This is a genomic window from Peribacillus sp. NJ4, from assembly GCF_030348345.1.
Lineage (GTDB): Bacteria > Bacillota > Bacilli > Bacillales > DSM-1321 > Peribacillus.
The window spans coordinates 3,262,548-3,284,608 of the sequence record NZ_JAUCFQ010000001.1 but is presented as its reverse complement, the minus strand read 5'-3'; the positions used below and the strand labels follow the sequence as shown (position 1 = coordinate 3,284,608).

The following is a 22,061-nucleotide window of genomic DNA, read 5'->3' as shown; positions in this document are numbered from 1 at the left end:
TTGGAAAGGAAATTGTATATGTTTAAAAAGGTTCTTATTGCTAATCGAGGGGAAATTGCTGTCCGAGTCATTAGGGCGTGTAAGGAAATGGGGATATCTACGGTCGCTGTATATTCTGAAGCAGACCGTGAAGCTCTGCATGTACGTCTAGCAGATGAAGCCTATTGCATTGGACCACACCTATCATCTAAGAGCTACTTGAATATGAAAAATTTGTTAATTGTTGCTCAAGTATCAAATGCAGATGCTATCCATCCTGGCTATGGATTTTTAGCTGAAAGTGCAGAATTTGCTAATATATGTATTGAAAACGATATCATTTTTATTGGACCATCACCTGAGGCAATCAGTAAGATGGGGGCGAAAGCGGTAGCGAGAGAAACGATGGAAGCCGCTGGCGTACCAATTGTTCCAGGTACTGATGGGATTATTGAAGATATTGAGGAAGCTGAGTTTAAAGCAAGAAGTATCGGGTATCCCGTTATTGTTAAAGCCACTGCTGGTGGTGGTGGAAAAGGGATGCGGGTTGCTGAATGCGAGGAAGAGTTAAAAAAAGCGATTTCAATGGCGCAGCAAGAAGCAGCTACAGCTTTTGGTAATGCAGGTGTTTATTTAGAAAAGTACATTGAAGAGCCTCGACACATTGAAATCCAAATTATGGGTGATTCCTTTGGCAATGTCGTGCACTTAGGGGAACGTGATTGCTCAATCCAGAGACGCCATCAAAAGCTAATTGAAGAAGCGCCATCCCCTGCACTTGATGAAGAACTAAGAACGAAAATGGGAGAGGCGGCATTAAAAGCCGCGAAGGCCGTACAATATTCAGGTGCAGGTACGATTGAATTTTTACTAGATAAACATAAAAATTTTTACTTTATGGAAATGAATACCCGTATTCAAGTTGAACACCCTGTAACAGAACTTATAACAGGAGTAGACTTAATCAAAGAACAATTACTAGTTGCCTCAGGTCATAGGTTATCTGTCAAACAAGAAGATATTCATATCAATGGTTGGGCGATTGAATGCCGGATTAATGCAGAAAATCCTGATAAAAACTTTATGCCATCCCCTGGGAAAATTGGATTATACCTACCTCCAGGTGGATTTGGAATCCGAGTCGATAGCGCAGTTTATCCAGAATATACGATCTCACCATTTTATGATTCGATGATTGCCAAATTAATCGTACATGGAAAAAATCGGGAAGAAGCAATTGCAAGGATGAAGCGAGCCTTAAGCGAGTTCGTCATTGAAGGAATTGATACAACAATCGCTTTCCACCTTCGCTTATTAGAGCATCCGGATTTTAAAGCTGGTAATTTTAACACGAAATTTTTAGAGATGAATGATTTAACGGTTTCCACTAAGTAACTAGTGGTGCTTTGAAGTATTCAGTAGCACTAGATTATTTAGTAAAGAGAAGAGGTAATGGTGGAAAAAAAACAATTTTTTGCAATTGTTGATGAGAATGACTGGAAAATCGGGACTGAACCTATGGGGTTGAGATTTCATAGATTCTAAGAAATATGAAATGAGTAAAGAAAAAATAACAGAAAATAAATTGTAGAAGGAGTGTTTCCTCATGTTTAAAATGAATGACATTAAAGAATTAATTCGGGCAGTGGACCGTTCTTCAATTGGAGAATTAACGATTAAAGGTGAAAATGATCAGCAAATAACGATTAGCAAACAAATGAATGTCGAACCAGTAGCGCTTATAGAAGAAACACAAGTCCCAGCGACTATTGCTGACGCACCTGTGAAAGTGGAAGCCGCCCCCGTTCAAAAGCAGGAAGGAATACAAACACCATCGACAATTACTGAGGACACATCGGTTCATAAAATTACTTCGCCAATGGTGGGAACATTTTTTGCGGCTCCATCACCTGATTCTGATGCCTATGTAAGAGTGGGAGATCAAATAAAAGAAGACACAGTGCTATGTATTGTGGAAGCCATGAAGCTTATGAATGAGCTGGAAGCGGAAGTTAGTGGTGAAATTGTTGAAATCTTTGTGGAAAATGGCCAGGTTGTTGAATATGGTCAGCCCTTGTTCCTCGTAAAAACTGCATAAGCAATAAAATTTAAACACTGATAGGAGAGGACTCACAGCATGGATATGTTCGATAAAATTGAGATCATGGAAGAACGACGGGAAAAAGTGAAGCTGGGGGGCGGTTATACACGGATTGATGCCCAGCATGAACGCGGGAAGCTTACTGCTAGAGAGCGTATCGAAATATTAGTGGATGAAGGGACATTCGTTGAAATAAACCCATTCATAGAAAATCGCGGCCTTGAATATGGATCCAGTGAGGCTCCTGGAGAAGGGGTTGTTACAGGATACGGTAAGGTTGGTGGGCGCCTTATTTTCCTTTTTGCTCAAGATTTTACTGTTTTCGGCGGAGCCCTTGGCGAAATGCATGCGACGAAGATTACCAATATCATGGATTTAGCAGCAGAAAATGGAGCACCTATAATCGGGTTAAATGACTCAGGTGGAGCACGAATTCAAGAAGGTGTTTTATCACTAGACGGATATGGACACATTTTCTATCGAAACTCCATTTATTCAGGCGTAATTCTTCAAATTTCCGTGATTATGGGACCCTGTGCCGGGGGGGCTGTTTATTCTCCTGCGATTACAGATTTCGTTTTCATGGTAGAAAAAACAAGTCAAATGTTTATTACAGGTCCAAAGGTAATTGAGTCGGTAACGGGAGCAAAAATTAATAGTGAGGATTTAGGTGGCGCGTCCGTTCATTCCACAATAAGTGGAAATGCCCATTTTACTGGACCAACAGAAGAAGACGTATTAAACCAAGTCAGGAGATTAATTGGCTACTTGCCATCAAACTATGAAGAAAAGCCACCTTACAAAGAGCCAGTAAATAAAATTCCTTTGGATGAAAGAATTGATGAACTTCTTGATGTTGTCCCGATTGATGGAACGAAGGTTTATGACGTGCGTAAGGTGATTTATTTAATTGTCGATGATCAAAATTTCATGGAAGTTCAGCCGAAATTCGCTAAAAACATTGTCATTGGCTTTGGCCGTATAAACGGCGATACAGTCGGTATTATCGCAAATAATCCGAAGATGATGGCCGGTGGTCTTGATATTGATTCATCTGACAAATGTGCTCGCTTTATCCGATTCTGTGATTGCTTTAAGATTCCATTAATTACATTTGAAGACGTGAGTGGGTTTATCCCAGGAATTCAACAAGAGCATGGCGGGATTATCCGGCATGGAGCGAAAATTTTATATGCCTATTCGGAAGCTTTGGTTCCCAAAATTACCGTGATTCTTCGAAAAGCATATGGTGGGGCTTACGTTGCCTTAAACAGTAAAGCAATCGGGGCAGACTTAGTATTTGCTTGGCCTAATGCAGAAATTGCGGTTATGGGACCAGCTGGAGCGGCCAATATCATTTTTGCAAAAGAGATTAGTGAAAGTACAGATCCGGAGGCCTTCAGGCAAGAAAAAATCAATGAATATCGCGAACGGTTTGCCAATCCTTACGTCGCATCAGCTAATGGCATTGTTGATGATGTAATTGACCCAAGGGATACGAGAAAAAGTATCGCTAGTGCATTGGAAATGCTAAAAAACAAGAAGAAAGCATTACCTAAGAAAAGGCATGGAAATATCCCTTTATAAACCTTTTCTTTAATAGTTTATGAACTACCTATATTAATAGAAGAAAAACGTGTAAAGATGAAAAAACGCCTATCGTAAAATGGTATAGAAGGGAGAGAGCGATAGCATGGTGATTTATGCTTACCGCAACTTAAAATGGATAAAAAAATAGTGGACCGATTTTCAGAATTTGAGATCCCAAGTTATGAACAGTGGCGTGACCTAACAGAAAAATCTTTAAAAGGAGCTTCTTTTGAAAAAAGACTTATTACAGAAACATATGAAGGAATTTTACTTCAGCCGATGTATCGAAAGGAGGATGCCGCCAATCTTCCTTTTCTGCAGTCTTTGCCAGGTATGGCTCCTTTTACTCGCGGCACTAAAACGCTTATAAATGGATGGGAAATCAATCAGGAAATCAATGTTGGAATACCGACTTCTTTTAATAAAGTAGCACGGCATGACCTTAGCCAGGGGCAAACTTCATTAAATATTGTCCTTGATACACCAACGAAACGTGGAATAAATGCGAGTGAAGCTATTTCAGAAGTAGGGAAAGCAGGACTATCGATTTCAGGGGTAACCGATATAGCCGATGCACTAAAAAGTATTGACTTTGAAAATGTTCCTATTCACGTAGGAGCTGGTGCAAATTCATTGCCAATCCTTGCTTTGATTATTGCTCATCTAGAACAGTCCGGACGACAAGTGGAGGAATTACATGGGTGTATAGGAATGGATCCAGTCGCGGAACTGGTAGCAAATGGAACATTGGCTTATGAGTTGGAAGATTGTTATACATTGATGGCCGACATAACAAAATGGGCAAATGAGAATACCCCCCATTTACAAACAGTTCTAATCCATGGAAATGTCTATCATGACGGTGGAAGTAGTGCGGTTGAAGAATTAGCTTTTTCCTTATCAACAGGTGTCGAATATTTACAAGCACTTACTTCCCAAGGAATTGATATAAATAAAGCCGCCAGCAGTATCCGTTTTTCGTTCTCAATCGGTTCCGGTTATTTTATGGAAATTGCCAAACTTCGGGCCGCAAGAACTCTTTGGGCCAGAATTGTAGAAACGTTTGGTGGGAATGAAGAAGCCCAGAAGATGACGATGCACGCACGAACATCTGCATGGACAAAAACTGTTTTTGATCCCTATGTGAATATGCTGCGTGCTACAACAGAAGCATTTTCTGCAGCAGTCGGTGGAGCTGACAGCATTCATGTTAGTTGCTTTGATGAAGCGATTCAAAAGTCCACCGCTTTTTCACGAAGAATTGCACGGAATGCCTCCATTATATTAAAAGAAGAAGCTCATATTGCGAGGACAATCGATCCAGCCGGTGGCTCTTGGTACGTAGAAGTACTGACAAATGAGGTTGCCCAAAAGGCATGGGGACTTTTCCAGGAAACAGAGCGAAAAGGTGGGATTTTCCAGTCATTAATAAAAGAATTCCCACAAAATGTTGTTCAACAAACAGCTTCAAAGCGAGTGAGGAACATCGCTCACCGAAAAGATATATTCGTTGGTACCAATATGTATGTGAATTTGGCAGAAAAAGAGGTAGATTGGATAGCGTTAAATGAAACGCTCCAAAATAATGATCATATTAATCAAGTAGTAGGCCGAGCACATATATCGGTAGGAAGTTTAGCCGTAAGCTCAAATAAAACAGAGACCGCGATCCAAGCAGCAAAACAAGGTGCATCATTAGGTGAAATAGCCAAAGCAACAGGTAGGAAGTCAGAAGCTGCGGTTTGTGTTAAAGCAATCAAGCCAACCAGAGGTGCACTTCAGTTTGAAGAACTTCGTCAATCCATTGATGAAATGGCAGAGAAAACTGGAAATCGACCGATTGTATATCTAGCAAACTTAGGACCTATTTCAGATCATAAAGTGCGAGCAGATTTTGCTACAGGATTTTTTGAAGTAGGAGGTTTCGATGTTATTCAAAACAATGGATTTGGTTCTATAAAAGAAGCAGCCGAGGCAATCGTTGCGTCCATGGCAGATTTTGTAATCATTTGTGGAAAAGATGAAGACTATCAACAAGCTGCCATTCCACTTGCAATGTCTATTAAAAAAACGGATGCACAAATAACCGTATTATTAGCAGGAAAGCCTAGCGAAGTAGATGAAGTCAGATTTAAAGAGGCTGGAATAGCTGAATTTGTTCATGTTGGCTCAAATTGCTATGACATATTAAGTCAACTTCTACAGGAGAAAGGAGTAGCTGTGTCATGACAAAACCAGATTTTACCCAAGTAGCATATACAGATGAAATAGAAGGAGAATTTAGCGAGTGGAGTAAACATGCCGAGAAACTTTCTGGAATGTATTTTGATAATTTAGCTTTTCCGACTTATGAAAAAATTGATGTAAAGTCTCTTTATACAAATATGGACACAATAGGAATGAATCATTTAGATTATGTGGCGGGAATTGCACCATTCTTTCGAGGTCCCTACCTAGCTATGTATAAATCACAACCTTGGACGGTTCGTCAATATGCTGGCTTTTCTACGGCGGAAGAAAGTAATGCGTTTTACCGCAGAAACTTAGCTGCAGGACAAAAAGGGCTTTCGATCGCCTTTGATTTAGCTACACATCGTGGGTATGATTCGGATCATCCTCGAGTCGTAGGCGATGTGGGAAAAGCCGGCGTTGCCGTTGATTCCATTCTAGACATGAAGATTTTATTTGATGGAATCCCATTAGACCAAATGTCTGTTTCGATGACGATGAACGGAGCTGTCCTGCCCATCATGGCTTTTTACATCGTGGCAGCTGAAGAACAAGGAGTTCCCCAAGAGGAGCTTTCTGGAACAATTCAAAATGATATTTTAAAAGAATATATGGTTCGTAATACGTACATTTATCCTCCAGAACCGTCAATGAAAATTATAGCAGATATCTTTGAATACACGTCCCAGCATATGCCGAAATTTAATTCCATTAGCATCTCCGGTTATCATATGCAAGAAGCGGGGGCTACGGCCGATATAGAGTTGGGCTATACCCTTGCAGATGGATTAGAGTATGTCAAAACGGGTTTAAATGCAGGGATTGATATTGATCGATTTGCTCCACGTCTTTCCTTCTTCTGGGCAATCGGAATGAATTACTATATGGAAGTGGCTAAAATGCGCGCAGCTCGTTTAATTTGGGCGAAGCTAATGAAAAGGTTTTACCCGAAAAATGAAAAGTCGTTAGCACTTCGAACCCATTCGCAAACATCTGGATGGAGCTTAACAGAGCAAGACCCATTCAATAATGTTTCACGTACCTGTATTGAAGCGATGGCTGCAGCTCTTGGTCATACACAATCCCTACATACGAACGCACTGGATGAGGCGATTGCCTTACCGACCGATTTTTCTGCCCGAATAGCTCGAAATACCCAATTATACCTTCAGGATGAAACGGGGATAACCAACGTATTAGACCCATGGGGCGGCTCCTATTACGTGGAGTCACTTACGGCTGAATTACTTGAAAAAGCCTGGGAACATATTGAAGAAATCGAAGCACTTGGCGGAATGGCAAAAGCCATTGAAACAGGCCTGCCAAAGATGAGAATTGAAGAAGCGGCTGCTAGAAGACAAGCGCATATTGATTCTGGTAAAGAATCGATCATTGGAGTGAATAAATACCGTTTAGAAAAAGAGGACCCTCTTGAGATATTAGATATTGATAATACTGCTGTCCGTGAAGCGCAAATTCGCCGCTTAGAGCAGCTCCGGGCAGAAAGAGATAAAGCAAAGGTAGAAGCAGCACTTCAAGCGATTACAAAAGCGGCTGAAACTGGAGAAGGAAACCTCTTAGAGCTAGCGGTAAATGCAGCTCGCGCTAGAGCAAGCCTAGGAGAAATTTCGATTGCATATGAACAAGTAGTAGGGAGACATAAAGCAGTTATTCGTTCGATTAGCGGAGTGTACAGTGCAGAGTTTGGGGAAGAGGAACAAGTGAAAATTGTCCGTGAAATGTCCGATCAATTTGAAGAGAATGAAGGCCGACGCCCTCGAATTATGATTGCAAAGATGGGACAGGACGGACATGACCGTGGAGCTAAAGTGATTTCGACTGCATTTGCAGACCTTGGTTTTGATGTTGATATTGGTCCCTTATTCCAAACCCCAGAGGAAGCAGCCTTACAGGCCGTGGAAAATGATGTACATGTTCTAGGGATGAGCTCTCTTGCTGCTGGTCATAAAACATTACTTCCTCAAGTCGTGGAAGAGCTGAAGCGTTTAGGCCGTGAAGATATTGCCGTCGTGATTGGCGGTGTTATTCCTGCTCAAGATTACAGTTACTTAATAGAAAAAGGAGCAGCTGCCATATTTGGACCAGGAACGGTTATCCCGATTGCCGCACAACAGGTTATAGAAGAATTAAATCGTCGTCTCGGATTGGTTACTTAAATGACAGAAAAAGAAAGCATTCAATCCAAGCAACTCTTATCGACAAGACGAAGACACCTTACGGTTGATGATTATGTGCAGGGTGTGATGAATGGAAATCGTGCAATTATTGCTCAAGCGATCACCTTAGTTGAAAGCAATTTACCCAAACACATGGAAATGGCACAAAAAGTGCTGAAAGAACTGATTCCATATACAGGAAAATCAATTCGGGTCGGCTTTACAGGCGTTCCTGGGGCTGGTAAGAGCACGTTAATTGAATCCTTTGGTATGATGCTCTGTGAGCAAAATCACCGTGTAGCGGTATTAGCCATTGACCCAACTAGCAGTGTATCTAGAGGAAGTATTCTAGGTGACAAAACACGAATGGAGCATCTTTCACGCCACCCACATGCATATGTTCGACCGTCACCGTCGAGTGGGACGTTAGGAGGGGTCACTAGAAAAAGCCGTGAAACCCTTCTTATTTGTGAGGCAGCAGGGTATGACGTAATAATCGTGGAAACCGTCGGAGTCGGCCAAAGTGAAATAACCGTCCGGTCCATGGTGGATTTTTTCCTAGTTATTATGCTGACTGGTGCAGGGGATGAGCTACAAGGAATGAAAAAAGGGGTGATGGAATTAGCTGATGCTATTTTCATTAATAAAGCGGATGGCGAAAACAAACAAGCTGCCATGAATGCAAAGGTGGAATACAATCGCCTCCTTCATTTCTTACAGCCAATCACCGAGGGTTGGGAAACAAAAGCATTTACTGTGTCTGCCTTAACGGGTGAAGGCGCATCTCACATTTGGAAGGTCATTCAGAAATATAAACAAGTTACCAGTAGGAATGGATTCATTGGAAAAAGAAGAAAAGAACAAATGATTGACTGGGTGCATTCTATGATAGAGGACCAATTAAAGGCGAGATTTTATGGTAATCCATCGATGAAAAAAAACATTACTAAAATGGAAGGATTGCTTCTTAACGGCCATACTTCTCCCACACTCGCAGTCCAACAATTATTCAACATTTATGATGAAAATGGATAGGAAAAAGAAGGAATGGGTTCGCAATCAATTGTACTCATGCATCATTTATTTTGACGTTTATTTACAAAAGTTAATTAACGGAACCTTTAAAATATACAATATACCGTTAATTAATATCATGTCCCTAATAACGGTATAAAATCAGAAGTAAAAATACAGAAATGGAAAAGATGTTTTCCATCCATCAAAATCGATCAAACAACCTTCAATAAAGGAGAATGAATTATGAGTCATGTTTATATTTTAGGTGGAGCTAGGACGCCATTCGGGAGTTTTGGAGGGGTATTAAAGGATGTTTCTGCCATCGATCTTGGAGTCATCGCAAGTAAAGGAGCCATTGAAAAAAGTAATATTTCAGTTGAAGAGGTTGAGCATGTTTTTGCAGGGAATGTGATACATACTTCGAAAAATGCCTCCTACCTATCCAGGCATATTGCTTTGAAAGCTGGTATTCCAATCGAGAGCCCCGCTTTAACTCTCAATCGTTTATGCGGTTCTGGATTGCAAGCGGTCGTATCGGCAGCTCAGTCGATTATTTTAAAGGATGCTGAAGTCGCCCTAGCCCTGGGAACCGAAAATATGAGCCAATCTCCTCACGTATTACGAGATGTCCGCTTTGGTACGGGTTTACAGTCTCCACAAATGGACGACATGCTTTGGGCGACTTTGAGCGATGAATATATAGGGTGTGGGATGGGAGTAACAGCGGAAACTCTTGCAGAAAAATATGAACTAACACGAGACGATCAAGATAGTTTGGCTGTCCAATCACACCAAAAATCAGCAAAGGCCCAACTGACGGGGCGATTTCAACAAGAGATTTCCCCTGTCACGATATTCACCAAAAAAGGCAAGGAAATAACCATTTTAGAAGATGAACATATTCGCCATAATGCTTCAATTGAAGGATTAGCGAAACTGAAACCAGCCTTTAAACAGGATGGGACCGTAACGGCAGGTAATGCCAGTGGTATTAATGATGGGGCAGCTGCCTTAATACTTGGAAGTGAATCCTTCCTTCAAAACAATCACAATGTGAAGCCATTGGCAAGAATCATATCCTGGGGGATTGCGGGGGTAGACCCAAATATTATGGGCATCGGACCAGTTCCTGCTAGTCAATTAGCTTTACGGAAAGTAGGACTCAATATTGAAAATATCGATTTGTTCGAAATCAATGAAGCATTCTCTGCCCAGTATCTTGCAGTAGAGAGAGAGCTTGGATTGAAACGGGAAAAAGTTAACGTCAATGGTGGAGCAATCGCATTAGGTCATCCAGTTGGGGCTAGTGGAGCTAGAATTATATATTCATTGGCCCTAGAGTTAAGGAATCGAGGAAAGAAGTTTGGACTAGCCTCCCTCTGTATTGGAGGAGGACAAGGAATCTCAGTAATCATTGAGGCTCTATGAACATGTGAATAAAATAAAACGTGGTGATGGTTATGAATAGTTTACAGCTACAATTCATACATGAATTATTTGGAGTAGCCTCATAATTCATAGATGAAAGGATATGGAGATTCTATGTTTCTAACATGACATATTTGCACCAGGATCCTTTGGATAATGGTAGGCCTACATGCTTAAAGGACCATCTCAGATGGTCCTTTAAACTTTTATAATCAAAGTTCATGATTTAGACTCACATTATTTTTACAAAATTCAGGCTATTAGTTTCATTACGCTAACTGACTATTCATAGATTTTTTGGAAGCGTTCGACATAAGATAACGACTCGTCCTGAATAGCCTTACTTATATCTATATACTTAGATATTTCATCTATAGTAAGTTGACTGAATCTTGTCTTACTAATAATGGGTTTTAATTTAGTAATGTTTTTTTACTGAATTAAAACGGATACCCATTTAATCCTGTGCCGAAAAGATCGAATTCAGGATCTTTTGACTGAGTTATTGGAGGGGCGTCGGATCGCCCATTAGGAGAGTTGATAGCAGCTTCACCTTCAACTGACTCTACAGAGGTTTCGTCATCCTCTTTATTCAATGGGTTATTAATCATACTCATAATCATAATCATCTCCTTTTTTATCAGATTAACGTAATTATTTATTCCCTAAATATTTTAATTTTATGCTAAAAAATATGATGACAGGAATGCGTTGAAATGACCTGTTAAGACCTTGTAAGCAATCGTGAGGTAATCCGTTCAAAACAAGGAGTTACTCCCACTTTCGAAGGTAAAATAGTTATTTCGAAAGCAATAACTTTACTAAACACCATTAAAGAACTAAACAAAGAAGTTTATGATTATAAAAATATCAATAAACTCATTTAATTACTGGGCCTACTTTTTCTTTTATACTTCAAGAAATCATGGTAAAGTTTAATTCAAAAAATAGTGAAATAACATTTGAATTTGAGTTTTGAGCAAAACCCTACAGATATTATTCAGAATTTCAACAAGGGAAATTACGATTTTGCTATGATCCATGCATCTATAATGAGTTAAAAAAAGAAAAAAATATTCGGTTTGAACATATTCATGACGGTCATATATGTATTGCAGTGGGTAAAAATTCACCTTTTTATTCTTTGTTAAAGACTAATATACGTTAGCGATGATAAAAGAACTGATGTAATAATAATGGCAATAAGTGGACGTATTGCTTTGGTACGTAATTCTTTCAAGCTAATATTTAATCCTAATCCGGTCATTGACATTGTTAACATAAATGACGTGAAGTCTGCAATATAAGACATCACTTTTTGTGATACCAATACCTTATTACCAATGATATAGCTTCCCACAAAACTCATAACGATAAAGCCAATTAAAAACCATGGAAACTCGAATCTTGCCTCCCCTTCTATTTTTCCTTTCTTTTTCATCCAAAGCATGAGGATAATGCAAACCGGAATTAATAGGAATACTCGTGTTAGTTTGGCAAGTAATGCGTGAGCAAGAGCATCCTGGCCTGCCGGGGCAGCAGCTAATGCAACATGGCCTATCTCGTGTAGGCTGATTCCAACCCAATTTCCGTAGTTCATAGGACCAATTGATAAAAAAGGATATATTAACGTATAGATTATTGAAAACACTGTGCCGACTAATGCGATGATGCCTACTCCCATAGCCGTATCTTCATCTTTTGCTTTTATAATTGGCGATACGGCCGCGATGGCAGCCGCACCACAAATGCCTGTGCCGACACTTAATAATAAAGAAAGATTAAAATCTGCCTTCAGCCATTTTGCAATGATCATAAGAACAACAATTGAAAAAATGATCGTTATTGTCCCTCTTAGCAATAGAGGTAAACCCTGATGAAATATCACAATCATGTTAAGCTTTAATCCATAAAGTATGATGGCAAATCTTAATAGTTTTTTTGATGAAAATTGAATACCAGTACGTAATTTTATTGGATATCCAAAAACCTGTCTATAAACTACAGCTAGTAAAATGGCACACGCAAGAGGTCCAATATGATTTAGACCTGGCAACGCTGCCAAAATAAAACCTAACACGGCTATGATCAATGTAAAACCAATTCCAGAAATCAAAGAAACATTTAGCTTTTTTGCCGCTTTTTTTTGCTTATTTGGACTGGGAGTTATTAACGCTTTTTGTTCCAATATTTTTCAACCCCTTATTTGGATTATTTATAATTTATCGTAACTAATGTTTTACAATAAGGAAAATAAATGATTATTATAGTTATAATAAGTAAATACGATAGTGAGAGGGGAACATATGGATCAACTATTATCTGTATTTATATCTGTAGCTGATAAAAGAAACTTTTCCAGAGCAGCGGAAGAGCTTCATATGACTCAGCCTGCAGTCAGCCAGCAAATTCAACAATTGGAAAAACATGTAGGTGCAAAATTACTTCTGCGAACAAACAAATCTGTCCAGCTAACTAAAGCAGGAGAAATAGTCTATTTACATGCTAAAGAAATAACAGGTTTATATAAACGAATGTCAATATTAGTGAATGAATTAAATAACGAGCCAACAGGACCATTAAAAATTGGTGCCAGCTATACCTTTGGAGAGTATGTATTACCACATATACTTGCGAGAATGAAAAAACTTTTTCCTAATATCTTCCCTTCGGTACAGATTGGCAACACAAGGGATATTGCCAAAGCAATCACAAGTCATGAGATCGATGTAGGAATTGTAGAGGGGGAAATTTCTCTTCGAAATATATATATAAAATCCGTTTCCACCGACCAAATGTATATCGTGGCAGGGGGTAAATATCCAATTTATTTCAATAAGGAAGTTACACGGAGACAGGTAGAACAAGAGAATTGGATTATCCGTGAAGAAGGTTCTGGTACAAGAGAGGCAACAGAAACATTATTTCAATCTTTACAAATACGTCCTTCCAAGGTAATGGAGTTCGGAAGCACACAACTTATAAAAGAAGCAGTTGAAGCCGGGCTTGGCATTAGTTACTTATCTGAACTTACTGTAAAAAAAGAAAGAATGCTTGGTACCATTCAAGTATTAAATGTAAAAGGGACACCGATAAAAAGAAATTTTTCAGTTATAACAGAATCTGTGGAATTGCATACGAAATCTATGAACTTGTTTATTGAATTAATAGAAAAATATTTAAAGAACCAATTATTGCAATAGCTCTATTTTATAAATTTAAAAAAATATAAAAAAGACAAAGCTCTTTGAACTATACCCCGGATAACGGTCACACATAAAAAAGTGTCCCTTATCCGGGGTTTTTTATGTTTCAATCGGTGTAATGAGAATGGACGGGGGGGGTTCTATGAGTAAGAATATAGGATCAGTTGGTTGATGAAAAAACAGCGTAACATTATTCTATACATTGGTACTTCAATTGATGGTTATATTGCAAATGATGATGGTACATCGGAGTGGTTAGAATCAACAGAAGTAGAAGGAGATTCTGGCTACAATTCACTCCTGGAAATAATTGACACTGCTGTTATGGGAAAAGGAACTTATGATGTCATTCGTGGATTTGACATGAATTATCCTTATAGTGATTATAAAAATTATGTATTTTCTAAATCTGTTAAATGTATTTTGTTTTAGCAAACTAAAATATCAAATTAGACTAAGGTTTATAGCAAAAGCTTGTCTCCATTCATAGGATAAAGAAAGGCTGTAATCAATGTTATTGGATTCAGCGTTCCTAAACGGGTTTTAAGTGTGGATTCCCCTCAATTGTTATTACAAAAGGAGGTGTTTCTGCCCCTCTTAGGGTTAATATGAAGGGAGAGGATAGAATTGCCAAATGTTCAATTAGTACCCTTCCAAGTAGAAGGAATAACAGAAAATACCTTGGAAGTTCCACGAGGTATTAGAATGATTCGTGCACGCTCTATTTGGAGAGAAGGGTTTAAGGGTGAGAACATAGTAGTAGCCGTAATCGATACAGGATGCCAGTCAGATCACCCTGATTTGATTGGTCAAATTATTGGTGGATATAATTTCACGGACGATTATTATGGTGATCCTGTCAAATTTGCCGATAATAACGGACACGGGACTCATGTTTGCGGAACCATTGCAGCAGCAGAAAATGGTTTTGGAGTTGTAGGTGCAGCACCTAAAGCGAAGTTGCTGGTACTTAAGGTTTTAAATGGATCAGGAGAAGGAACAACAGAAAACATTACGTCAGCTATTAATTACGCTGTCAATTGGACAGGTCCTAATGGCGAAAAAGTACGGGTTATCTCGATGTCATTAGGGGGACCGGATGATGATCCGGCCTTACATTCGTCGATTATAAACGCCGTTCAATCTAATATAATGGTCGTGTGTGCCGCGGGAAATGAAGGCGATGGTAAGGCCGAAACAAACGAGTACAGTTATCCAGCTGCATATGCGGAAGTTGTGGCAGTAGGCTCAGTTAACCAGCGTGAACGCATTTCCAGATTTAGTAATTCTAATGGTGAAGTGGATTTAGTAGCCCCTGGGGAGAAAGTGATATCAACCTTTCCTGGTAACCAATTTGCCGTCTTATCAGGTACATCCATGGCTGCCCCACATGTGTCAGGGGCTGTTGCGCTTTTGATAAATAAATTTGAAACAATACTTGGCCGTAAATTAACAGAGTTAGAAGAATTTAATGAACTCTTAAATAATACAGTTTCGCTGGGCAAACCAAAGACTCAAGAAGGGCATGGAATACTGAAACTAAATCACCAGAAATTAGAAAATATAAAAAAAGTTTTAAGGGAGTTTAGGTAGCCTTAAGATAGAGAACAGAAAAGTATATGATCCTAATTTCATTGCATATTGTGTTAGGAACTCGGACTCTCCAGGGATCTACAATTTGTGAGGAACCTGCGAATTCCACTCCTAACTGTGTGCCCGCAATATTTTGATGCAACAACATACATTTGGTTCTCAATTGCGCGCGCACGAAGTAATATATTCCAATGTGTTTCCCTTGCGAGTGGCCATTCTGCTACGATATGTAACACTTGAATACCTTGTAATCCTAAGTCACGAATAATTTCAGGGAATCGTAAATCGTAACAAATAATAATCCCCATTTCCACACCTTCAAGTTCGAATACTTTAACTTGATTATGACCGCCCGTTAACCGTTAAACTTTATCGGGATTATGCCAGCATAGGGTATTAAGATCCATAAACACTCATTTCTCCGGAGATGAGTGTTTTTATTTGCATCCCGAGTAGACTCATGTAGTTCATCCTTTTTTGTTTAGCTTCGCATGGGGTATTTTGTGTGTAGTTTTGTTAAACAGACTAAGGAATAGATATACTTATAAAGCAAAGAATAAAGAAATATTGACACAATAGCTTTTCTCTTTTCATAGGATAGGAGGGTATGGTATATTAATTCCAAGGAGGGATGGGAAATGGATGAAATGATGAATAGTCAAGATTCTGTGAATGAAGAAGAATGCTGTACGACCTCTTCCCACGGCCGAAAGAGTCATCACTCAGAAGCAGTAAAAAAGAATTTAACGACCCGGTTAAATCGAATTGAAGGTCAAATTCGCGGTATAAAGGGTCTTATTGAAAAAGATACGTACTGTGATGATGTGATTACCCAAATAGCAGCTACACAAAGCGCGATGAATAGTGTGGCCAAGATTTTATTAGAAGGCCATCTAAGGAATTGTGTGGTCGAACGCCTGAATGATGGGGATACAGAGGTTATAGATGAAGTGCTTGTAACGATACAAAAATTAATGAAAAAATAAAGGAGTAGTGGTTAAAATGGAAAGTGTAACATTGAATGTAAGTGGAATGTCTTGTGGTCATTGTGTGAATGCAGTTGAAGGGAATGTAGGTAAACTGGCAGGTGTTGAAAGCGTAAAAGTGCATTTGGATGCAGGCAAAGTGGATGTAGCGTTTGATAATGAAAAAGTATCACTTGAAAAAATAAAAGAAACGATCGATGATCAAGGCTACGATGTCGAGTAAGATTTGAGGGTGCTGTTAAAGCACTTCTTTTTTACAAAGAATTATACCCCATAGTGGTATAGGGAGGCGGGGATGATGTGAGCAGCCAGATAAAAGAAACAAGTATGCAGATTTCAGGCATGACTTGCGCTGCATGTGCAACCAGGATTGAAAAAGGGTTAAACAGGATGGAAGGCGTTGAGGAAGCCACCGTTAATTTGGCCCTTGAGAAATCGGTCATTAAATATGATTCGGAAAAATTAAGCACCCATGACTTTGAAAAGAAAATACAAGACCTTGGCTATGATGTAGTGAAAGAGAAAAGGGAATTTACGATTACTGGCATGACCTGTGCTGCCTGTGCTACCCGAATTGAGAAAGGGTTAAATAAGTTGGATGGAGTGAGTATGGCTAATGTGAATCTTGCGCTCGAAAATGCGACCGTCGAGTATGATCCTTCCGAAGCCTCACCACTTGATATCATTCAACGAGTGGAGAAGTTGGGGTATGGGGCGATCATCAAGGAAGATAATAGGGATTCAGTGGATTTCCGTCAGAAAGAAATTCAAAAACAAAAGAATAACTTCATCTTTTCGGTGATTTTATCTTTTCCATTGTTATGGGCGATGGTAAGTCATTTCAGTTTTACTTCGTTCATCTATATGCCTGATTTCCTCATGAATCCCTGGGTGCAAATTGCATTTGCCACCCCTGTGCAATTCATCATTGGGAAGCAGTTTTATGTTGGTGCTTATAAAGCCTTGAAAAACAAAAGTGCCAATATGGATGTATTGGTTGCAATGGGAACATCCGCTGCTTATTTTTACAGTGTCTATCAGGCGATCATCTCAAGCGGTTCCCATCACAATACAGCACAACTTTACTTCGAAACTAGTTCGATTCTTATCACCCTCATTCTTTTAGGGAAGCTTTTTGAAGCAAAAGCAAAAGGGCGTTCTTCCGAGGCCATCAAAAAATTGATGGGGCTTCAGGCCAAAACCGCATTGGTGTTAAGGAATGGGGAAGAACGTGAAATACCGCTTGAAGAAGTCATTGTAGGGGATACTGTTTTGGTGAAGCCGGGTGAAAAGATCCCTGTCGATGGAGAAATGATCGAAGGGAACTCTGCAGTCGATGAATCCATGTTAACGGGTGAGAGCATTCCGGTGGATAAAACAAACGGGGATTCTGTGATCGGATCAACACTGAATAAAAATGGTTTTCTCAAAATGAAAGCGACAAAGATCGGAAGGGATACAGCTCTTTCCCAAATCATCAAAGTCGTCGAAGATGCGCAAGGGTCCAAAGCTCCGATTCAACGGCTTGCTGACCAAATTTCCGGCGTCTTCGTTCCCATTGTTGTCGGAATCGCCCTGTTAACTTTTCTGGTTTGGATGATATGGGTTAACCCTGGAGAATTCACACCAGCTTTTGAAGCGATGATTGCAGTGCTAGTCATAGCCTGTCCTTGTGCTTTAGGTCTGGCCACTCCAACATCCATCATGGCAGGATCAGGGCGGGCCGCTGAATTCGGTATTTTATTTAAAGGCGGGGAACACTTGGAAACCACACACCATATAGATACGGTCATTTTGGATAAAACGGGAACAGTGACAAATGGTACCCCTGTTTTGACCGATGTCCTCATCGAGAATGGTATGGTGGAAGAACAGTTTTTATCTCTTATCGGTGCCGCTGAAAAACAATCTGAACACCCTCTTGCCCAATCAATCGTTCAAGGAATTCAGGAAAGGCGGATAGCACTTGCTGCGGTTGAGGAATTTGAAGCGATTCCTGGATACGGGGTGAGAGCTGTAGTAAATCAAAAAGTGTTATTCGTCGGAACGCGTAAATTGATGAAGCAAAACAACGTGGATATTACTAAGGCGCTAACAGCTATGGTAGAACTTGAAGAGCAAGGGAAGACCGCAATGCTCGCCAGCATTGAAGGGGAATATGCAGGACTCATTGCGGTTGCGGATACAATAAAAGATACCTCGCTAACGGCGATTAAAAGGTTAAAAGCGATGGATATCCAGGTAATCATGATAACAGGGGATAATCAAAGGACAGCAAATGCCATCGGCCATCAAGTTGGCATTGACCAAGTGATTGCAGAAGTCCTTCCTGAAGGGAAAGCGGAAGAAGTGAAAAAACTGCAGGCCGCTGGTAAAAGAGTGGCAATGGTCGGAGATGGGATAAATGATGCACCCGCGCTTGCACTAGCCGATATAGGAATGGCGATAGGAACCGGGACGGACATAGCCATGGAAGCTGCTGATATTACTCTGATCCGGGGGGATTTGAACAGTATTGCAGATGCAATCCTAATGAGCAGGAAAACGATGAGGAATATCAAACAAAACCTATTCTGGGCTTTTGCCTATAATGTAATCGGGATACCAATTGCAGCAATCGGACTGCTTGCCCCATGGTTAGCGGGTGCTGCCATGGCCTTCAGTTCTGTATCAGTCGTATTAAATGCACTTCGCCTCCAACGTGTAAAGCTCTGAAGAGCATGTAACCATATATTGAAGGCATTGTTACTTATATCAATGCCTTTTTTCTATCTGCCATACGCCTCGAGCAATCGGATTGTCATTCCTTATAGTAAAAAAGCAGATGATCCTGGAAAGGGGATCATCTGCTTTCATCTGGAATGAGCTTTAGATATTTACAGCCACCCCTAATTGATGTTCCTTTGTTTTCGAGGTGCCATACCGATCTTATTTTAAACAGTAAAATACATAATCTGTAGGTGTGCCACGCTCGCCTTGTTGATGGAGCATCGCCGACACATTACCGCGATGATAGGTCCCGTGATTCACTACATGATGGATGAGGTCGGCAAGTACAAACTCACTAGCCCCCATTTTGGGATGTTCGGTTACAATGGTCCGTTCAAGATCAGGCTGCGTAGCAAGAAAAACGTCATAATCCTTTGCAAGTTCATCATAGTAGGATTCAAGTTCATTTATTGAAACTCCATCCACTTCTTCCCGTCGGCTTTCAACTTTCTTAAAAGTATCTTGAATGGTGCTTCCTTTCATTATCTCCAACCATGTGACATCTGTTGCGTAAAGGTGAACCAGGACTTCCTTAATGGAGGGAAAGACACTTTTTATCGTGTCGCCATAGACTCCGTCCGGTAATTGTTTTAGGTTTTGGAACACTTGCTGATTAGCCCAAACATGGTAATCATACATTTTCTTGGCACGGTCCTTTTCCATTTTCTCACTCCTTCCATTGTTACTAAATCCCTTTCGACATAATTTAAAGAATACCTTTATCAAAGCTAATTCCTTATATGATAATTTGTCCATGCAAATGCCTCGTTTTATGCATACCATGATAATAGATGCTATCCTACTACTGTTATTAAGTTTGATTACCATCAAAGTTGCGTTAAGGGAGTCTATCCTCTTTTAATAATATTGCAGTAGAGCCAGAGTAAATGATTAAGGGTTTCTCAAGTAGGGAATCCACAGACATGAAGTAATAATAAAGGTGATAAAAAATAAAAAAGGAAATTGGATAGATATGCAACCAATTGTCAATCGGGGATGGAAAGCTTAAACAGAGATTAGAAGTACGGTTAATTCTGCGAACAACCTGAAAAGCTGGCAAGGTCAAAGAACATGACATTACAGAATTTGTGTTACAGATTAAAAAGCACAACCTTTTAAACTCATGTGATTCTTGCTACTGTTAGCGAATTAATTTGTTAGAAAAATAGAACCGTCATTAATTCCAATCATGGATGGCAAGCGGTTTTATTCTTCAACTGACGGGGCTGATTTTTGGTATCTAAGAGTGTGAAAATTCGCTTTATTTAAAAATATTGTTAATAATAATAATAACTCTTATCGAGAGGTGGAAAAAAATGAAAGCAGATGCCGTTTTTGAAGGTGGGGGGGCCAGGGGAATTGCTTTTATTGGAGCGATTCAAGCAATGGAAGAGGAAAAAGTCGAATGGGAAAGACTTGCTGGGACATCAGCAGGAGCAGTAATAGCTGCTCTTTTGGCTAGTGGCTATAAAAGCCATGAAATTAGAGAACGGTTTAGTGAAATCAATTACTCAAAGATTCGAGGCAGGACAATTCTGAATCAAATTCCCATTTTCGGTTCCTTTTTGGAACTTATGGTTCATCTTGGGATTTACAAAAACGATTATTTGGAATCATGGGTGGATTCTCTTCTTTCAGAAAAAGGGATTAAGACATTCGCAGATCTTCCAGATGGAAAGTTGAAGATAATTGCGTCTGATGTTTCGAATGGTCAGATGCTTATTTTGCCAGATGATTTGGAACGCTATGGGATGTCTCCTGCTGATTTAAAAGTTTCAACTGCCGTAATGATGAGTGCCTCTCTACCATTTTTCTTCCGTCCGGTTATTTGGAAATCAAAAGACCGGAAAAAATCCTACATTTTAGATGGTGGTTTACTTAGTAACTTCCCAATATGGATATTTGATACAGACAATCCTCGTTTTCCAACATTCGGATTCCATTTTGTGAAAGATGAAGTTAACATAGATCCGGTTATACCAACGCCAATCCACCTTTTCAAAAATATATTTAAAACGATGCTTCAAGCCCATGATTTACGACATATGAACGAAGAAACGATTGAACGCACGATTCAAATTCCTACTGGCGGCATCAACGCAACGGACTTTGAACTGAATGAGGATGAAATCGACTTTCTCTATAAATCAGGCTATACTTCTGCAAAAGAATTTTTGTCTGAGTGGGATTTTGAACAATATAAGCACAAACGGATGCAAAGAGTAAAAAATAAGTAGGAGAAACATTACCCTATCTTTTCAAAAGGGTGAAAGAGTGGGACAAGGAGCTGTTACAACGGCTCTTTTTCTTATTGAACTAACGATCAATAGTTTAATATGAGGCATAGTTGCCTTGAGCTTAAAAGCAATAAATGGAAATACGAAATCATAAAAAATTAACAAGAGATATTATTTTAGAATTTTTTAAATGGATAAACGGAAATAAAAGATTAAAAAAAGAAAACAACGTTGGAAGAAATATATACCATAAATGAATTCCCTTACCAGATTCAGGAGATCGATCAATCGAAAAAATCGTTTCCGCTATAAATTATGAAATTTAATGAACAGATCCTAAAAGGAGAAGAGATAGGAGTAACTCAATGTCACTGTGAGGATTGGACGATGAGCCAGCCCTTCATAAAAAATATAGTTGTAGTAAATGTGCGAAGGGATGGAATCTCCAAAACAAATGAAAACAGTATTCCGGGTGCTTATCAGGAAGTAGTGGAAGCTCCGTTAACCATCCTAGCTTCCATTAAGATATTGTAATACCAATAGAAAAGTGGATTCAGCAGTGCCAAGCGAACAATTAATGTCCCATTTATCTGGTAAACTACATACTGCTTTATCAGGTACGTCTATAGACGTCCCGCATGTATCAGGAGCGCTTGCTTTTCTTATAGAAAAATAATAAAAAAACTTAACCGCCGGTTAACGTTGCCCGAGATTTTTGAGAGACAATGGTCTCTAAGCCCTTCCGGTAG

General features: G+C 39.6%; 19 protein-coding genes. 15 read left to right on the top strand and 4 right to left on the bottom strand.

The annotated features are described in order from the left end of the window. The first annotated feature begins 18 nt into the window (after positions 1-18). From accC to QUF94_RS16245, 7 genes are all read left to right on the top strand, one after another. A complete protein-coding gene (gene accC / locus QUF94_RS16275) occupies positions 19-1,374 on the top strand; it encodes an acetyl-CoA carboxylase biotin carboxylase subunit (protein ID WP_289316772.1) in 1,356 nt (451 codons plus the stop codon). 211 nt (positions 1,375-1,585) lie between these two features. Then, the gene (gene accB / locus QUF94_RS16270; RefSeq protein ID WP_289316771.1) at positions 1,586-2,077 is read left to right on the top strand and encodes an acetyl-CoA carboxylase biotin carboxyl carrier protein; all 492 of its coding nucleotides are present in this window, start codon (positions 1,586-1,588) and stop codon (positions 2,075-2,077) included. 39 nt (positions 2,078-2,116) lie between these two features. Next, positions 2,117-3,667: an acyl-CoA carboxylase subunit beta gene (locus QUF94_RS16265; protein ID WP_289316770.1), complete on the top strand. Its 1,551-nt coding sequence runs from the start codon at positions 2,117-2,119 to the stop codon at positions 3,665-3,667. A 135-nt stretch (positions 3,668-3,802) separates the two neighbouring features. Further along, on the top strand, positions 3,803-5,899 hold the full coding sequence (locus QUF94_RS16260; protein WP_289316769.1) for a methylmalonyl-CoA mutase family protein: 2,097 nt from the start codon (positions 3,803-3,805) through the stop codon (positions 5,897-5,899). Further along, entirely contained in the window at positions 5,896-8,076 is a 2,181-nt protein-coding gene (gene scpA / locus QUF94_RS16255) for a methylmalonyl-CoA mutase (RefSeq protein WP_289316768.1), read from the top strand. Before QUF94_RS16260 ends, scpA begins: the two co-directional genes overlap by 4 nt. Beyond that, the gene (gene meaB / locus QUF94_RS16250) at positions 8,077-9,111 is read left to right on the top strand and encodes a methylmalonyl Co-A mutase-associated GTPase MeaB (protein WP_289316767.1); all 1,035 of its coding nucleotides are present in this window, start codon (positions 8,077-8,079) and stop codon (positions 9,109-9,111) included. A gap of 225 nt (positions 9,112-9,336) precedes the next feature. Beyond that, on the top strand, positions 9,337-10,521 hold the full coding sequence (locus QUF94_RS16245) for an acetyl-CoA C-acetyltransferase (protein WP_289316766.1): 1,185 nt from the start codon (positions 9,337-9,339) through the stop codon (positions 10,519-10,521). Positions 10,522-10,961: 440 nt separating this feature from the next. Here the strand turns inward: QUF94_RS16245 and QUF94_RS16235 are convergent, their stop codons facing one another. Next, positions 10,962-11,138, bottom strand: coding sequence for a hypothetical protein (locus tag QUF94_RS16235; RefSeq protein WP_289316765.1), 177 nt, complete (start codon positions 11,136-11,138; stop codon positions 10,962-10,964). Between the two features lie 530 nt (positions 11,139-11,668). Next, entirely contained in the window at positions 11,669-12,712 is a 1,044-nt protein-coding gene (locus tag QUF94_RS16230; protein ID WP_430102539.1) for a YeiH family protein, read from the bottom strand. A gap of 115 nt (positions 12,713-12,827) precedes the next feature. Between QUF94_RS16230 and QUF94_RS16225 the strand changes: the two genes are divergently transcribed. From QUF94_RS16225 to QUF94_RS16215, 3 genes are all read left to right on the top strand, one after another. Further along, entirely contained in the window at positions 12,828-13,724 is an 897-nt protein-coding gene (locus tag QUF94_RS16225) for a LysR family transcriptional regulator (protein ID WP_289316764.1), read from the top strand. Positions 13,725-13,898: 174 nt separating this feature from the next. Further along, entirely contained in the window at positions 13,899-14,159 is a 261-nt protein-coding gene (locus tag QUF94_RS16220; protein ID WP_289316763.1) for a dihydrofolate reductase family protein, read from the top strand. 195 nt (positions 14,160-14,354) lie between these two features. Further along, positions 14,355-15,320 (top strand): S8 family peptidase, encoded by a 966-nt coding sequence (locus QUF94_RS16215; RefSeq protein WP_289316762.1) that lies wholly within the window; start codon positions 14,355-14,357, stop codon positions 15,318-15,320. A 53-nt stretch (positions 15,321-15,373) separates the two neighbouring features. On the opposite strand, the gene QUF94_RS16210 is transcribed toward QUF94_RS16215, so the two are convergent. Beyond that, positions 15,374-15,628, bottom strand: a complete 255-nt coding sequence (locus QUF94_RS16210; RefSeq protein ID WP_353957791.1) for a nitrilase-related carbon-nitrogen hydrolase — start codon at positions 15,626-15,628, stop codon at positions 15,374-15,376. Between the two features lie 339 nt (positions 15,629-15,967). Here QUF94_RS16210 and QUF94_RS16205 point away from each other — a divergent pair, with 339 nt between their 5' ends. The 3 genes from QUF94_RS16205 (at position 15,968) to QUF94_RS16195 (ending at position 19,021) form a co-directional block, all read left to right on the top strand. Beyond that, complete coding sequence (locus QUF94_RS16205; protein WP_483313689.1) at positions 15,968-16,306, top strand: metal-sensitive transcriptional regulator; 339 nt, start codon at positions 15,968-15,970, stop codon at positions 16,304-16,306. Positions 16,307-16,322: 16 nt separating this feature from the next. After that, on the top strand, positions 16,323-16,529 hold the full coding sequence (gene copZ, locus QUF94_RS16200; protein ID WP_289316760.1) for a copper chaperone CopZ: 207 nt from the start codon (positions 16,323-16,325) through the stop codon (positions 16,527-16,529). Between the two features lie 77 nt (positions 16,530-16,606). Further along, positions 16,607-19,021, top strand: coding sequence for a heavy metal translocating P-type ATPase (locus QUF94_RS16195; protein ID WP_289316759.1), 2,415 nt, complete (start codon positions 16,607-16,609; stop codon positions 19,019-19,021). 213 nt (positions 19,022-19,234) lie between these two features. On the opposite strand, the gene QUF94_RS16190 is transcribed toward QUF94_RS16195, so the two are convergent. Next, complete coding sequence (locus QUF94_RS16190; protein WP_289316758.1) at positions 19,235-19,738, bottom strand: DinB family protein; 504 nt, start codon at positions 19,736-19,738, stop codon at positions 19,235-19,237. 653 nt (positions 19,739-20,391) lie between these two features. On the opposite strand from QUF94_RS16190, the gene QUF94_RS16185 reads away from it, so the two are divergent. Then, the gene (locus QUF94_RS16185) at positions 20,392-21,312 is read left to right on the top strand and encodes a patatin-like phospholipase family protein (protein WP_289316757.1); all 921 of its coding nucleotides are present in this window, start codon (positions 20,392-20,394) and stop codon (positions 21,310-21,312) included. Between the two features lie 315 nt (positions 21,313-21,627). Then, the gene (locus QUF94_RS16180) at positions 21,628-21,846 is read left to right on the top strand and encodes a hypothetical protein (RefSeq protein WP_289316756.1); all 219 of its coding nucleotides are present in this window, start codon (positions 21,628-21,630) and stop codon (positions 21,844-21,846) included. Positions 21,847-22,061: the final 215 nt, after the last annotated feature.

Excerpts from the sequence above, each read along its gene's own strand:
- meaB (WP_289316767.1), top strand. The coding sequence starts at position 8,077 with ATGACAGAAAAAGAAAGCATTCAATCCAAGCAACTCTTATCGACAAGA.
- scpA (WP_289316768.1), top strand. The coding sequence starts at position 5,896 with ATGACAAAACCAGATTTTACCCAAGTAGCATATACAGATGAAATAGAA.
- accC (WP_289316772.1), top strand. The coding sequence starts at position 19 with ATGTTTAAAAAGGTTCTTATTGCTAATCGAGGGGAAATTGCTGTCCGA.
- QUF94_RS16265 (WP_289316770.1), top strand. The coding sequence starts at position 2,117 with ATGGATATGTTCGATAAAATTGAGATCATGGAAGAACGACGGGAAAAA.
- QUF94_RS16185 (WP_289316757.1), top strand. The coding sequence starts at position 20,392 with ATGAAAGCAGATGCCGTTTTTGAAGGTGGGGGGGCCAGGGGAATTGCT.
- QUF94_RS16210 (WP_353957791.1), bottom strand. The coding sequence starts at position 15,628 with ATGGGGATTATTATTTGTTACGATTTACGATTCCCTGAAATTATTCGT.
- QUF94_RS16260 (WP_289316769.1), top strand. The coding sequence starts at position 3,803 with ATGGATAAAAAAATAGTGGACCGATTTTCAGAATTTGAGATCCCAAGT.
- QUF94_RS16220 (WP_289316763.1), top strand. The coding sequence starts at position 13,899 with ATGAAAAAACAGCGTAACATTATTCTATACATTGGTACTTCAATTGAT.
- QUF94_RS16235 (WP_289316765.1), bottom strand. The coding sequence starts at position 11,138 with ATGAGTATGATTAATAACCCATTGAATAAAGAGGATGACGAAACCTCT.
- accB (WP_289316771.1), top strand. The coding sequence starts at position 1,586 with ATGTTTAAAATGAATGACATTAAAGAATTAATTCGGGCAGTGGACCGT.
- QUF94_RS16180 (WP_289316756.1), top strand. The coding sequence starts at position 21,628 with ATGAAATTTAATGAACAGATCCTAAAAGGAGAAGAGATAGGAGTAACT.
- copZ (WP_289316760.1), top strand. The coding sequence starts at position 16,323 with ATGGAAAGTGTAACATTGAATGTAAGTGGAATGTCTTGTGGTCATTGT.
- QUF94_RS16245 (WP_289316766.1), top strand. The coding sequence starts at position 9,337 with ATGAGTCATGTTTATATTTTAGGTGGAGCTAGGACGCCATTCGGGAGT.
- QUF94_RS16190 (WP_289316758.1), bottom strand. The coding sequence starts at position 19,738 with ATGGAAAAGGACCGTGCCAAGAAAATGTATGATTACCATGTTTGGGCT.
- QUF94_RS16225 (WP_289316764.1), top strand. The coding sequence starts at position 12,828 with ATGGATCAACTATTATCTGTATTTATATCTGTAGCTGATAAAAGAAAC.
- QUF94_RS16205 (WP_483313689.1), top strand. The coding sequence starts at position 15,968 with ATGATGAATAGTCAAGATTCTGTGAATGAAGAAGAATGCTGTACGACC.